Source organism: Brucella sp. NBRC 12950 (assembly GCF_030268145.1).
Taxonomy (GTDB): Bacteria; Pseudomonadota; Alphaproteobacteria; order Rhizobiales; family Rhizobiaceae; genus Brucella.
This window is the reverse complement of the sequence record NZ_BSQC01000011.1, coordinates 25,075-39,028: the sequence shown is the minus strand read 5'-3', so window position 1 is coordinate 39,028 and position 13,954 is coordinate 25,075. Positions and strand designations below refer to the sequence as shown.

Genomic DNA, 13,954 nt, shown 5'->3' with positions numbered 1-13,954 from the left:
GCTAAAAGCGTGCCCATGATGACGGATTTTCGGCACATCGGCACGGCTATACGAATTATTGGCCCGGCCTTCCTCTAAGCCTTGATGGCGCTGCTTTTAAGCGGCGCATGGCAGGAAGGTCCGGGAGCGACCGGCTGTGCCTCGCAGCCTCCTGAGTTTTCCCGGCTGCGTTTGGCAGCCTCCTGACCGTTCAAAGCATATTCCCCTCGTATCAAAACATGCGGGAATGACAGGCAAGCGTAAAATGACCGACAAGATCGATTATTCCAAAACCCTCAATCTGCCGCAGACCGAGTTCCCGATGCGCGCAGGCCTGCCGCAGCGCGAGCCGCTTTTTGTGCAGCGTTGGGAGGAAATGAACCTCTACAAAAAGCTGCGTGAAGACGCCAAGGACCGTCCGCTTTACGTCCTGCATGACGGCCCTCCTTACGCAAACGGCAATATCCATATCGGCCATGCGCTGAACAAGATCCTCAAAGATGTGATCACGCGCTCGTTCCAGATGCGTGGTTTCAACTCGAACTATGTTCCGGGCTGGGATTGCCATGGTCTGCCGATCGAGTGGAAGATCGAAGAAAAATATCGCGCACAGGGCAAAAACAAGGACGAAGTCGCAATCAACGAGTTCCGCAAGGAATGCCGTGAGTTCGCGGCGGGCTGGATCAAAGTCCAGTCGGAAGAGTTCAAACGCCTTGCAATCTGCGGTGATTTCGAAAACCCATACACGACCATGAACTTCCATGCGGAAGCGCGGATCGCTGGCGAACTCCTGAAGTTTGCTGTCACTGGCCAGCTTTATCGCGGCTCGAAGCCGGTCATGTGGTCGGTTGTCGAGCGCACGGCACTTGCTGAAGCCGAAGTCGAATATCACGACATCGAGTCGGATATGATCTGGGTCAAGTTCGCGGTAGCCGGAACTGGCGATCTGGCAGGCGCTTCCGTTGTTATCTGGACTACAACCCCTTGGACCATTCCGGGCAATCGTGCGGTGGCTTATTCCTCGCGCGTTGCCTATGGTCTGTACGAAGTTGTCGCTGCCGAGAACGATTTCGGTCCTCAGCCCGGCGAAAAGCTGGTTTTTGCTGACAAGCTTTCTGAAGAATGCGCCAAGAAAGCTAAGCTTGAGTTCAAGCGTCTGCGCGATGTCTCGAGCGAAGAACTTGCAGGAAATGAGCTTTCACATCCGCTTAAGGGCTTCGGCGGCGGATATGAGTTTGTAGTGCCGCTGGTTTCCGGCGACCACGTAACCGACGATGCCGGCACGGGTTTTGTTCACACCGCACCAAGCCACGGTCGTGAAGATTTTGAAGCCTGGATGGACAATGCTCGCGAGCTGGAAGCGCGCGGTATCGATCCAAGCATTCCTTTCCCGGTCGGCGATGACGGTTATTACACCAAGGATGCGCCTGGCTTTGGTCCGGATCGCGACGGCGGTGCCGCGCGTGTTATCGATGATAACGGCAAGAAGGGCGATGCAAACGAGGCTGTCATCAAGCAGCTCATCGCGCATGATAGACTTTTTGCACGCGGTCGTCTGAAGCATTCCTATCCGCATTCATGGCGCTCGAAGAAGCCGGTTATTTTCCGCAACACCCCGCAGTGGTTCGTCTATATGGACAAGAACCTCGGCGATGGAACCACGCTGCGTTCGCGCTCACTCAAGGCCATTGAGGAAACCCGCTTCGTTCCAGCTGCCGGTCAGAACCGTTTGCGCTCAATGATCGAAGGTCGCCCGGACTGGGTGCTTTCGCGTCAGCGGGCTTGGGGCGTACCGATCTGCGTTTTCGCGGATGAAGAAGGCAATATCCTGCAGGACGATGCCGTCAACAAGCGCATCCTCGAAGCTTTCGAGCAAGAGGGTGCTGATGCATGGTTTGCGGAAGGTGCGCGTGAACGCTTCCTCGGTAGCCGCGCAAATGAGGGCTGGACGCAGGTTCGCGACATTCTCGACGTTTGGTTCGATTCTGGTTCGACGCATACTTTCACGCTCGAAGATCGTGAGGACATGAAGTGGCCTGCCGATGTTTATCTTGAAGGGTCTGACCAGCACCGCGGCTGGTTCCATTCGTCGCTGCTGGAAAGCTGCGGAACGCGTGGCCGCGCGCCCTACAACGTTGTCGTTACCCATGGTTTCACCATGGATGAAAACGGCAAGAAAATGTCAAAATCGCTTGGAAACACTGTCACGCCGCAGGATGTGATCAAGGATTCTGGCGCTGACATCCTGCGTCTGTGGGTGATGACCACCGACTATTGGGAAGATCAGCGTCTCGGCAAGAATATCATTCAGACCAATATCGACGCCTATCGCAAACTGCGTAACACGATCCGCTGGATGCTTGGCACGCTCGCCCATGATCAAGGCGAAACCTTGCCTCACGCTGATCTGCCGGAACTCGAGCGGTTGATGCTGCATCGTCTTGCCGAACTCGATGAGGTTGTCCGCTCAGGCTACGACGCGTTTGATTTCAAGCGCATTGCCCGTGCATTGATCGACTTCATGAATGTCGAACTCTCGGCTTTCTACTTCGATATCCGCAAGGATGCTCTCTACTGCGATGCGCCGTCGAGTGTTCGCCGCAAGGCCGCCCTTCAAACTGTGCGGGAAATCTTCGTTCGCGTAACCACCTGGCTTGCGCCAATGCTGCCTTTCACCACGGAAGAAGCATGGCTTGACCGCTATCCACAGTCGACATCGGTGCATCTGGAGCAGTTCCGTGCGATTCCAGCTGAATGGCGCGATGACGTGTTGGCTGAAAAGTGGCGCAAGGTTCGTAATGTTCGCCGCGTTGTTACGGGTGCGCTGGAACTGGAACGCGCAGACAAGCGCATTGGTTCTTCGCTGGAGGCAGCTCCGGTTGTCCACATTACTGACAAGAGCCTCGCCGATTCGCTTGAAGGTCTGGATTTCGCTGAAATCTGCATCACCAGCGACATCTCACTTACAGATGCTGCAGCAACTGCTGAGGCTTTCACGCTTGATGATGTCAAGGGCGTTGCGGTCGTTCCTGTTCGTGCAGAAGGTGAGAAGTGCGCGCGTTCGTGGCGATACACAACCGACGTCGGTTCGGACGCGGAATTCCCGGAAGTCTCGGCCCGTGACGCGGCTGCGCTGCATGAATTGAAGGCTCTCGGACGGCTTTCAGCCTGATAATAATGCCCGGATGCATCGCGCGTCCGGGCTTTTTCACGACAGGGCTTGCCTTGATGAGTGAGAGCATGGTGAAATAGCGGTTAATATCGCGATTGCCCGTAGAGATGCTCTCATGTACAAGGCTCTCCTTGAGATAAACTTGCAATCTGCCTTGGAGTTGCCGGTTTCTTGCGGCAAGGGTGACAAAGAAGCCTTTGACGAAAAGAAAATCGACAGGCGTAAAAGAAGTGGCGCTAATGAAGATTGAAGGACGAGTTCTGGTATTGATGACGGCGGTTGCGGGTTTCGCACTGTCTGGATGTGTATCGTCGCCGACCTACGGAACCGACAAAACGGCGAGTGCGCAGCTCCTCGACGACATGTCGAACATGGCCAGCTTCGGTCAGGGCAAGAAAAAAGAACGCATCGATTACAAGCCGCGTCCTGATCTTGTGCGTCCTGCTCAGGGCGACAAGGGCTCGCTGCCTGCTCCGCAGGAAAGCGTTGCAAGCGCAGGTGATCCTTCGTGGCCAGAATCACCAGAGCAGCGCCGTAAACGTCTGCGTGATGAAATCACTGCAAATCGCGACAACCCGAACTTTGTTTCGCCTGTTGAACAGGACGTAGCGGTTGCCAATAATCTTCGGGCTTCTCTTCCAAGCGGTAACAGCCGTCGCGAAGACTATGAATCCCGTACGCCGACATTTGATCCAGCGAAAGTTGCTGAGCTGAAGAAGCAGCGTGAAGCGCAGACGCAAGGCTCGTCCACAACGCGCCGCTATCTCAGTGAACCGCCTCTCGGTTACCGTCAGCCCGCATCGACGGCAGCTGTGGGTGAATTGGGCCAGGATGAATCGCAGAAAGAACGCGAGCGTAAGAAAGCTGCTGGCGGCGGAAGTAAGAGCTGGCGTGATCTGCTTCCTTGGAACTAATACTATAGTATAATTTTTTAAAAATCAGAAAGCCGGAAGAAACAATCTTCCGGCTTTTTTTGTTATTTACTTCGCGGCTTGTCATTAAAATGACGTTGTTCTGTGACGGTTCTTTTCAAATATTAAATATTTTTAATGTTGGTTATTCTAACCAATATTTGATTTCAATCAACGAAACTATTCTGTCAGAGCGTATCCTGCTGCTTTTCGGAAACCAGGGTACAGTAATGGATAAAACAAATCAGATTTGGGATAGCCTCAATGGTTACGGCGTCATCAGTCGTGTGTTTCATTGGCTCATGGCCGTCCTTTTCCTTTGGCAATTCATATCTGCCATTCTGCGGGTTTTCATAAAGGATAGTGCAGCCTACGGTTTCTTTTGGTCTGCCCATCACACGATTGGCTTCTCCCTGTTGATACTTGTGTTGTTGCGTGGAGTGTGGGGTTTGCTGAACCTATCCAAGCGGCCACGAAAGCAGGGCGCGATAGGTCAGCTCGCCGCGGCGGGGCATTTGGTTATTTATATACTGATGTTTGCAGTTCCCGCGCTTGCGTTACTGCGCAGTTACGGGAGCGGTCGCGGGTTTTCTGCATTCGGCATCCAAGTTTTCCAACAGACTGGTGTGCAAAATGCTGCACTGACCGCACCAGGCAATGCGGCGCACGGTCTTCTGGGTTGGGTTTTGCTCGCTGTAATTGTTGGTCATGTGTTCATGGCATTGGTGCACCATTTTGCGCTGCGCGATAATACGCTGCGTCACATGACTGGTCGCCGTGTCGTTAATTAAGCTTGCCTACCGCTTCTCGCGAAAAAACTCTCTGAGCAGTTTCTGGGATTCTTCTTCGGAAAATCCGGCATAAACATCAGGCACGTGATGGCATGTGGGCAGCGTGTAAAAGCGTGGCCCATATTCAACACCACCGCCTTTTGGATCAGATGCACCGTAATAAAGCCGCCGAATACGAGCGAAGGAGATTGCTGCGGCACACATAGCGCAAGGCTCAAGCGTTACGTAAAGATCACAATCGGGGAGGCGTTCGGATTTGAGAAATTCGCCGGCATGTCGAATTGCAAGCACTTCCGCGTGGGCAGTGACGTCGTTCAACTCGCGGGTTCGGTTACCTGCGCTGGCGATGATTTCTCCTTCATGCACGATGACGGCCCCGATTGGCACTTCGCCACGCAGCGCTGCAGATTTGGCCTCTTGGAGGGCGATCTGCATTGGATTTACTGATATCTGGGATGAAATATCTGCATCCTTTTTCAAACCGACCTCATTTCATAGCCAAGATAGGGAAATTTCGCTCGCAAGCTAATGAGCGATTTGTTACTGCATAAGTCACGAAATCAAAACCGATTTACGAACGGATTTATACGGCGTTTTTGACCGGACAGCTCTTTCCCAGTTGAAAAGGGGCGAAAGACGACACGGCGGCGCTGCTGAAAGGCCAATACCAGATGAGCACAGAAGACGACAACAAAGGCGGTCGACGTCCCCCGCATGGACGTGGCGAAGGCCGCGGTGACCGCCCAAGCGGTACGCGTGGCGAACGCGGTGAGCGACGCTCCGGTCCCCGCGACGATAGTTTTCGCGACGGCAAGCCACGCGATGATCGACCGCGTCGTGATGACGATCGCGGAGCGCCGCGCAAATTCGGATCGCGTGCTCCGCAGGAGGGTGAAGATACCAGCGAGCGCATTGCCAAGCGTTTGGCCCGTGCCGGTATTGCTTCGCGCCGCGAAGCAGAGACCATGATTGCGGCAGGCCGTATTTCGGTGAACGGCAAGGTTCTCGACACACCGGCGATCAATGTAAAGCGCACGGATGTCATCACAGTCGATGGCAAGCAGTTGAAGCAGGCTGAGCGCACGCGGTTGTGGCTGTATCACAAGCCTGCGGGCCTTGTGACCACCAACCGTGACCCTGAGGGCCGCCCGACCGTATTTGAAGCGCTGCCTGCTGAAATGCCACGTGTGCTTTCTGTCGGACGTCTCGATATCAATACCGAAGGGCTGCTGTTGCTCACCAATGATGGTGGTCTGTCGCGTGTTCTAGAACTGCCGTCGACCGGCTGGCTGCGTCGCTACCGCGTCCGCGCCCATGGTAAGGTCACGCAGGTGCAGCTTGACGAGTTGAAAAACGGCATTGCCGTTGATGGCGTCTTTTATGGCAGTATCGAAGCGACGCTTGAGCGTGAGCAGGGTGCTAATGTCTGGATTTCGATTGGTCTGCGCGAAGGCAAAAACCGCGAAGTTAAGAACATTCTCGGCGCATTGGGCCTGACTGTTGGACGGCTGATCCGCGTTTCGTTTGGTCCCTTCCAGCTCGGTGATCTTGAAGAAGGTGGCGTGCGTGAAATTCGCGGCCGCATTTTGCGCGATCAGCTGGGTGAAAAACTCGTAGAAGAATCTGGCGCGGACTTCGATGCGCCAATTCTGAATGAATTCTCCAACACCGTTGTTCAGGGCCGTACTGCGCGCGAGATGGAACAGCGCGAGCCGCGTGAGCAGGAGGGCGAGTATCGCCGCCAGCCACGCGAGCGTGAATGGATTTCGAGCCAGCCTGAGCGCCGCAAGCTTCCAGAAAAGAAAGAAGACAAGATCGAACCGCGTCGTCGTGGTGGGGTGAATGTCTGGATGGCCTCCGGCGCACGCCCACAGGGTGAAAAAGCTGCAGCAGAAAAAGCCGCGCGTGCTACCGCTCGCGGTGAACGCGCAAACCGCTCTGAAGGCGATTTCAAGTCTCGTCCGCGTCGTTTCGAAGAAGGTGATCAGCGCCGTGATGAAGGCCGTGAAGATCGTCCGCGTCGTTTTGAGGGCCGTTCAGAAGGGCGTTCCGACAGGCCAGCGGGTCGTTCAGAAGGACGTCCTGCAAGCCGTAGCCCACGTGGTGAAGGTGATTTTCAGCAGCGCCCACGCCGTTTTGGGGATGGTGATCAGCGACGAGAAGAAGGTCGCGAGGATCGTCCGCGCCGTTATGAAGGTCGTTCTGAGGGTCGGCAAGAGGGTCGCAGTCCACGTCCGGAAGGCCGTGATGATCGCAAGCAGGAACGCCGTCCGGGTAAGCGCGAGCGCGCCGAGTTGAAGGCCGAAGGCGGTGAGAGATCATCGGGTGGTTATGAAGGTCGCAGCTTCGGCAAGCCTTCAGGTCCGCGTGGTGAAGGCCGTTTTGGCGCCGGAAACGCGGATCGTGGCCCGCGCAGTGGCGGACCACGTTCTGGCGAAGGTCGTAACCCGTCGAAGGGTCCAGGAGGGTTTGGCAAGGGTCCGGATCGTGGCGGTTCAGGCGGAAAGCCGAGCAATGGCCGGTCCGGCGATGGAAAGCCACGTGGTGGCAAGCCAGGGGGTAGCGGTGCGGATCGTCGGCGGTAAATTCCGCGGGCGCGCGCTCGTAACTCCTGCAACAAATGCGATCCGTCCAACGACGGATCGCACGCGCGAAAGCCTCTTCAATATTCTCGCGCATAGCTTTCCCGATAAGGTGGACGGCGGTCGCGTGCTGGATCTCTTCGCGGGAACGGGCGCGCTCGGACTCGAAGCGCTATCTCGCGGCGCTCGCTATGCGGTCTTCGTCGAAGAATCTGCGGAAGGTCGCGGCATTCTTCGACAGAACATCGAAGCTTTCGGTCTTCAGGGCCAGACCAAGGTTCTGCGCCGCGATGCTTGCAAGCTTGGTGAAGCGGGCACGATGGAGCCTTTCGATCTGATATTTGCTGATCCACCCTATGGTCGCCGCATGGGGGAAAAGGCTCTTTTATCTGCACTGGAAGGTAGTTGGCTTAATCCTGACGCACTTATCGTGCTTGAAGAGGAAGCGGAAGCATCGCTGGAACTGGATGAACGATTCGTCGTTCATGAAGAGCGGAATTATGGTGGCACCATTATCCGCCTCATCCAGTTGAAAGCGCATCCCGAAAAAGTGTGAAACGGTTTTCGGATAAGATGCGCAAAAGCAGATAATCAGGGCACCGATCTGATGAAGTCAGATCAAAATGGGCTCTGATCGGGATAAAAATATATCCGAACCCGGGCGACCGGTTTCGGAGACACATTGAATATAAATACAGGTCTTGCCGCTCGCCAGACATCTCATAGCTGTCAGGGCGGAATGAAACTGATTGGAGATGTCGTTTGGTGAATAACCCCTCACTCCGGCACTATTTGTTGTCCACCGCCCTTGGTTTGGCGCTGGCTCTGCCGCTTGCAACAGGTTCGGTCCGGGCGCAGACGCCTGCACCTGCTGTAGCGACTGAGGCTGCTAAGCCTGCAGAACAAGCAAATCTGCCAGAAATCACGAAATCTGAAGATATCAGCAGCTTCACGCTGGAAAACGGCCTCAAGGTCGTCGTTATTCCGGATCACCGCGCGCCGGTGGTCACGCAGATGATCTGGTATCATGTCGGTTCAGCTGATGAGGCTCCCGGTGAATCCGGCATTGCGCATTTTCTTGAACATCTGATGTTCAAGGGGACCAAGACCTATCCGGCTGGAGAGTTCTCCGCGAAGATTGCAGCGATTGGCGGTCAGGAAAATGCGTTTACCTCGTATGATTACACGGCCTATTTCCAGCGCGTTGCACCTGACGCGCTGGAAATGGTGATGGGATATGAATCGGATCGCATGGCCAATCTGGTTCTCGATGAAGAAGCCGTGACGACTGAGCGCGAGGTGATCCTTGAAGAGCGTCGTATGCGCGTCGATTCAAATCCCGCAGCGATGCTGATGGAAAACACCGATGCCGTGCTGTTCTACAACCATCCTTACCGTGTGCCGGTTATCGGCTGGCGACAGGAAATGGAAAAGCTCAGCCTGAAAGATGCGGTGGATTTCTACCAGCAATATTACACGCCGAATAATGCGACACTGGTTATTGCAGGTGACGTAACGCCGGAGCGCGTCCGTGATCTCGTTATGAAAACTTGGGCCAAAATCCCGAAGCGTGCTGATGTTTTGCCTCGTGAGCGCCCGCAGGAACCGGAAAAGCACGCAGCCCGCGTCGTGACGCTGCATGATGATCGTGTGAGCACACCGTCGTTCCGCATGTCATGGCTGGTGCCCTCTTATTCCAATGAGAAGCGATTCCCGGATGTGAAGGCAGGAGACGCGCCGGCACTCGACCTGCTGAGCGAAATTCTTGGCGGGTCACTGCGCTCGCGTCTTTATCAGGAACTGATCGTCAAGCAGGGCATCGCATCCAATACGGGTGCCAGCTATGATGGCGATCCGCTCGATGACGGCACATTCTCGGTTTACGGTTCACCGCAAAACGGCAAGACGCTGGCCGATGTTGAAAAGGCAGTTGATGCCGAAGTTGCCCGTATCATCAAGGAGGGTGTGACACAGACCGAGCTTGATCAGGCGCGCAATCGCTTTCTTAAGGCAGTGACATTCGCGCGGGACAGCCAGTCCGGTATGGCCCGGATTTATGGATCCACTCTCTCCATCGGCATGAGTATCGAAGATATTCAGAAATGGCCGGATGTGATCAAGGGTGTCACCGTCGAGCAGATCAAAGATGCGGCAAGCCGCTATCTGGTCAAGGACCAGTCGGTGACTAGCTATTTGCTGCCGCCAGACACAGAACCTGAAAACGCACGCGAAAATCCGAATGCTGCCGCTGGCAATAACGAGAATGGCGCGGGAGGAGCAATCCAGTGAGCAAAGCTATTGCGTTGAACGTTAATCGTGCAAAGACTGCGATGATGGCACTTGCAACATCGATGATGTTGCTCATCATTTTAAACCTGCCTGCAAATGCTATAGAAATTCAGGAGGTTGTCTCACCAAAGGGCATAAAAGCCTGGCTGGTTGAGGACAATTCTGTCCCACTCGTTTCGATGCGCTTCTCGTTCAAGGGAGGCACATCGCAGGATCCGGGTGGCAAGGAAGGTCTTGCCAATCTGATGACCGGCCTGTTCGACGAAGGTGCGGGCGATCTCGATTCTGACAGCTTTCAGGAGCGCATCGATAATCTCGGTGGTGAGATGAGCTTTACAGCTTCCCCTGATTCTGTTTCGGGTAGCATCCGTATGTTGGCTGAAAACCGCAATGCTGTCAGTGATCTTCTGGCGTTGGCCGTTAACAAACCGCGCTTCGATCAGGATGCAGTTGATCGCATTCGCCAGCAGGTTGTTGCGAGCCTTGAGGCCTCGCAGCGTAACCCCTCGACGATTGCGTCGCGCAAATTCTCGGAAGTCTTGTACGGTAATCACCCGTATGGTCGTCCAGATGAAGGTACGGTCAAATCGCTGCAGTCGATCAGCCGCGAAGACCTCGCCACATTCCATCGCAAGAACTTCGCCCGTGATCGCCTGACGGTTGGTGTTGTCGGCTCGATCAACGCCAAGGATCTGGGTGAGATGCTGGACAAGGTGTTTGGCGACTTGCCTGCAAATGCAGAACTGGTGCCGGTGCCGGATGCGAAACTCGCGCTCGGTACGACAACGAGCCTCAGCTTTGATATGCCGCAGACATCGATCAGCTTTGTCTATCCGGCAATCCCGCGCAAAGATCCTGAGTTCTTTGCAGCCTATCTGATGAATCATATTCTTGGCGGTGGCTTCACCTCGCGTCTTTATGCGGAAGTGCGTGAAAAGCGCGGCTTGGCTTATTCCGTCTCATCATCGATGGCGCTGCGCGACCACGTATCGGCACTCACTATTTCAACGGCGACCCGCCCTGAAAAGGCACAGGAATCGCTTAAGATCATCCGTGAGCAGGTTTCAGCAATGGCAAATGACGGTCCAACAGAAGCTGAACTTGAAGCTGCCAAGAGCTATCTCAAAGGCTCTTATGCGGTGAATAATCTCGATTCTTCTGTATCCATTGCCGACACGCTTGTTGGTCTGCAGGAAGCTGGTCTTGATCGTGAATATATCGATAAGCGCGCTGAATTGATCGATGCGGTGACGCTCGATCAGGTGAAGGCTATTGCCAAAAAGCTTCTGGAAGCAGAACCTGCAATTCTGATCTTTGGGCCTGCGCAGTCCTAACACATAGGCAAAACAAATATTGGAGCGCGCCATGGAAGCGCTCCAATACGCCGTGAGGAAAACTTCATGGATATAAGCATTCCCACATCTCCGCGTATTGCGGTCGCTTTTGGCGGCGGCGGTGCTCGCGGTATCGCGCATATCCATATTGTAGAAGTTCTCGATGAACTCGGCATTAAGCCGGTGGCCATTGCCGGTTCGTCCATCGGTTCGATTGTCGGTGCGGGAATGGCAAATGGCATGAGCGGCAATGAAATTCATGAATATATGGCGGCGATTTTTAATCGCCGATCGGAAGTCGCGCGCCGTATGTGGCAAGCGCGGCCTGAACGCTGGGTGGAGTTGCTGAAAGGCGGCTTCCGCGTCAGCCAGTTCAACATTGAAAAGATTTTGGAAGTTTTTCTTCCTGCTTCTCTGCCGGAGAACGTGGAGGAGTTGAAAATCCCAATGGTCATCACGGCGTCGGATTTTCACGCGGCACTTGAGTTACACATCGATGAGGGCGATCTGCGCTCGGCGATTGCTGCTTCTTGCGCCATTCCACCTGTTTTCCGGCCAGTGCGTCGTGGTGGACGCATTCTGGTTGATGGTGGATTGCTCAATCCGGTTCCGTTCGATCTTTTGTTCGATAAGGCCGATATTGTTATCGGCATTGATGTTGTCGGAGCGCCTGTTGGCCCGGATGACTACATGCCGACAACGATTGAAGCGGTGATGGGAGCAAACCAGCTCACCATGTGTTCGATTATAGAGAACAAATTCCGCAATCGTCCGCCGCATATTTTCCTGCGTCCGAATGTTGAACGAATTGGCTTGCTCGACTTTCTGAAATTCGAGCAGATCCTTTCCCAAACCGTTGATATCCGGGAAGAATTGAAGCTCGCGCTCGATGCGGTTTTAAGCGACAAGGGAACAGCGGTTGCATCGTGAGCTCATTCGGCGGCAACAGCCGTTGAGGGCGTGCCTTCATCAACATTGGCAACTGCATCGATATTGTCTCCGGCCTTATCGATACGCTGGCCTTCGCGGGATGGCTTCATCAAAGGCTCTGGCGTTACCGGTTTATTGAACAGCAGATGACGTCCAGCCAAAATGCCTTCCGAAGCCTGAACATGTAATCGGTCTTCGTCACGCTGCCTGACATCTTCACGAATAGCGTAGGCGTTGGCTTCAGACAGACCGAGACCTTCCAACGTGCGCTGACCAAAAAGCAGACCTGATTCAAAGGTTTCACGCAGTTCATATTCGACGCCCTGCGCACGAAGCTGGAGCGTATGTTCACGATCATAAGATCGCACGAACAAGCGCACATCGGGATATTCCGACTGGATCAGATTGACGATCCGGTTGGTTATTTCCTTCTTATGAGTACAGACAGCAACAATCTTGGCGTGGCGAATACCTGCGGCTTCAAGCACATCCTTACGCGTGCCATCGCCAAAATAGATACGGAAGCCGAACTTACCTGCAGCTCTCACACGATTGGGCGAGTTGTCGATCACGGTTACATCGATGCCCCCAGCAAGCAATATCTGCGCGGAAATCTGCCCATAACGTGAGAAGCCGATCATCAGAACGTCGGAGCCTGCGCCTTCGAAATTCTCTTCGATGACATCTTCAGGCTTGTCCTTGATGAGGAGTTTAGTTCCAATAGCGACCGAAAGCGGCGTCAGAGCCATAGAAACGGTGACGGCTGCGACCAGCTCTGAACTTAGTGCATTGGAGATCACTGCAGCGGCGGCTGCAGCCGAGAACAACACAAAGGCAAACTCACCGCCTTGTGGCAGCAAAAACGCAACGCGAACCGCGTCGTTGTGGTTGGAACGGAAGATCCTGCACAGCACATAGATAATTGCCGCTTTAACGATCATGAAGATGGGAACTGCAATCAGGATGGTCTGCCAGTATTGCAGTATGACGCTAAGATTGAGCGACAAACCCACAGCGACAAAGAACAAGCCGAGGAAGATGCCACGAAATGGTTCGATGTCGGCTTCCAGTTCATGGCGGTATGATGATTCTGCCAGCAGGACACCAGCGATGAACGCCCCCATAGCCATGGACAGACCCGCCGATTCAAGGAGGCTTGCAGAGCCAAGTACCACGAACAGTGCGGCGGCGATCATCACCTCGCGCGCGCCAGTGTTGGCGATAATCCGGAACATTGGATTGATCAGATACCGACCTGCTATAACAAGGGCCGCAATCGCCGCAATTGCTGTTGCTAGATGAAAGCCCGCAGTCATTTGCGAGGGTTCGTTGGGCGAGAGGACAGGAATGATCGCAAGGATCGGGACGATCGCGAGATCCTGAAACAACAGGATTGCGAATGCACGCTGTCCATGTTTCTGATTGGTCTCAGCGCGGTCTTCCAGAACTTGCATGGCGAAGGCTGTTGAGGAAAGTGCAAGCCCAAATCCGACAATTATGGCCGCTCCGGTGTTCAATCCGGCAAGGTGTGTACCGAGCGCTGCCAATGCTGCTCCGGTCAGCAAAACCTGGGCTGCACCAAGGCCAAAAATAGAGTGTCGTAAAGCCCATAGTCGCGAAGGCTTCAATTCAAGGCCAATGACAAACAGGAGAAAGACGACGCCGAGTTCCGAAAAATGGAGCAATTCCTCGCCGTCTGAGATCAGACGCGCCACTGGACCAATGACGATGCCTGCTGCCAGATAGCCGAGAACTGTTCCAAGCCCAAGCCGCTTGAACAAAGGCGCTGCAATAATAGCGCCCCCCAGAATCATCAAAGCCTGTAAGTATAGACTTCCGCCCGTTGCGACCATTTTATGCTCTTGGAATTATAAGAATGAATGGGCTTGCCTTGAAGCCCGAGGATTTCGAAAATATAGGAGTAGGATATGGCTCTAATCAGTCCGATGTCGATGAATTTGACATA

The 13,954-nt window shown here is 54.3% G+C and carries 11 protein-coding genes; 9 read left to right on the top strand and 2 right to left on the bottom strand.

Going from position 1 to position 13,954, the window contains the following annotated elements:
* Positions 1-244 precede the first annotated feature (244 nt).
* From ileS to QSJ70_RS18175, 4 genes are all read left to right on the top strand, one after another.
* Complete coding sequence (gene ileS / locus QSJ70_RS18190) at positions 245-3,151, top strand: isoleucine--tRNA ligase (protein WP_285538497.1); 2,907 nt, start codon at positions 245-247, stop codon at positions 3,149-3,151.
* Positions 3,152-3,266: 115 nt separating this feature from the next.
* Positions 3,267-3,401 carry a hypothetical protein gene (locus tag QSJ70_RS18185; protein WP_256443858.1) on the top strand — a complete coding sequence of 45 codons (135 nt, stop codon included), beginning with the start codon at positions 3,267-3,269 and terminating at the stop codon, positions 3,399-3,401.
* A complete protein-coding gene (locus QSJ70_RS18180) occupies positions 3,391-4,065 on the top strand; it encodes a hypothetical protein (RefSeq protein ID WP_215777444.1) in 675 nt (224 codons plus the stop codon). The genes QSJ70_RS18185 and QSJ70_RS18180 overlap by 11 nt, the downstream gene beginning before the upstream one ends.
* 227 nt (positions 4,066-4,292) lie before the next feature.
* Complete coding sequence (locus tag QSJ70_RS18175; protein ID WP_285538739.1) at positions 4,293-4,853, top strand: cytochrome b; 561 nt, start codon at positions 4,293-4,295, stop codon at positions 4,851-4,853.
* Between the two features lie 6 nt (positions 4,854-4,859).
* On the opposite strand, the gene QSJ70_RS18170 is transcribed toward QSJ70_RS18175, so the two are convergent.
* A complete protein-coding gene (locus QSJ70_RS18170) occupies positions 4,860-5,288 on the bottom strand; it encodes a nucleoside deaminase (protein WP_445558152.1) in 429 nt (142 codons plus the stop codon).
* 236 nt (positions 5,289-5,524) lie between these two features.
* On the opposite strand from QSJ70_RS18170, the gene QSJ70_RS18165 reads away from it, so the two are divergent.
* The 5 genes from QSJ70_RS18165 to QSJ70_RS18145 all read left to right on the top strand — a co-directional run bounded on the left by QSJ70_RS18165 (position 5,525) and on the right by QSJ70_RS18145 (position 11,988).
* The gene (locus tag QSJ70_RS18165) at positions 5,525-7,438 is read left to right on the top strand and encodes a pseudouridine synthase (RefSeq protein WP_285538494.1); all 1,914 of its coding nucleotides are present in this window, start codon (positions 5,525-5,527) and stop codon (positions 7,436-7,438) included.
* Positions 7,419-7,991, top strand: a complete 573-nt coding sequence (rsmD, locus tag QSJ70_RS18160) for a 16S rRNA (guanine(966)-N(2))-methyltransferase RsmD (RefSeq protein ID WP_039860516.1) — start codon at positions 7,419-7,421, stop codon at positions 7,989-7,991. The genes QSJ70_RS18165 and rsmD overlap by 20 nt, the downstream gene beginning before the upstream one ends.
* A 209-nt stretch (positions 7,992-8,200) precedes the next feature.
* Complete coding sequence (locus tag QSJ70_RS18155; RefSeq protein WP_285538491.1) at positions 8,201-9,724, top strand: M16 family metallopeptidase; 1,524 nt, start codon at positions 8,201-8,203, stop codon at positions 9,722-9,724.
* A 41-nt stretch (positions 9,725-9,765) separates the two neighbouring features.
* Positions 9,766-11,058 carry a M16 family metallopeptidase gene (locus tag QSJ70_RS18150; RefSeq protein WP_252349124.1) on the top strand — a complete coding sequence of 431 codons (1,293 nt, stop codon included), beginning with the start codon at positions 9,766-9,768 and terminating at the stop codon, positions 11,056-11,058.
* A gap of 66 nt (positions 11,059-11,124) precedes the next feature.
* Entirely contained in the window at positions 11,125-11,988 is an 864-nt protein-coding gene (locus tag QSJ70_RS18145) for a patatin-like phospholipase family protein (protein WP_285538489.1), read from the top strand.
* Between the two features lie 2 nt (positions 11,989-11,990).
* Here the strand turns inward: QSJ70_RS18145 and QSJ70_RS18140 are convergent, their stop codons facing one another.
* Positions 11,991-13,841, bottom strand: a complete 1,851-nt coding sequence (locus tag QSJ70_RS18140; RefSeq protein WP_285538487.1) for a monovalent cation:proton antiporter-2 (CPA2) family protein — start codon at positions 13,839-13,841, stop codon at positions 11,991-11,993.
* Positions 13,842-13,954: the final 113 nt, after the last annotated feature.